The organism is Mesorhizobium sp. M2E.F.Ca.ET.209.01.1.1, assembly GCF_004010375.2.
Lineage (GTDB): Bacteria > Pseudomonadota > Alphaproteobacteria > Rhizobiales > Rhizobiaceae > Mesorhizobium.
Genome location: NZ_SADP02001274.1, coordinates 1 through 285 on the forward strand (window position 1 = coordinate 1; position 285 = coordinate 285).

1 pseudogene is annotated in these 285 nt (G+C 60.0%); it reads right to left on the bottom strand.

The window, feature by feature from the left end:
- A pseudogene (locus tag EN852_RS40045) lies at nucleotides 1–285 on the bottom strand (efflux RND transporter permease subunit); the annotation flags it as partial.

Below are 285 nucleotides of genomic sequence, written 5' to 3' on the forward strand. Positions count from 1 at the left end.
CACCAGATAGATGACAATGACGGCCGCGCCGAAAGCGATCAGGATCGTGTTGCCCTGTTCTTTCTCCTGCCGGGACTGGCCGGAATAGTCGATGAAGAAGGTGTCGGGCAGGCTCTCCTTCGCAATGTCCTCGAGGACTTTCAAACCGTCGCCGGTTGTGACACCGGGCAGCGGCAGCGCCGAGATCGTCTACGAATTCAACTGGTTGAACTGCTCGATGGCCGCCGGCGAGGCATTGTTCGAAATCGTGACCACGGCCGACAGCGGCACCATCTCGCCCGTCAC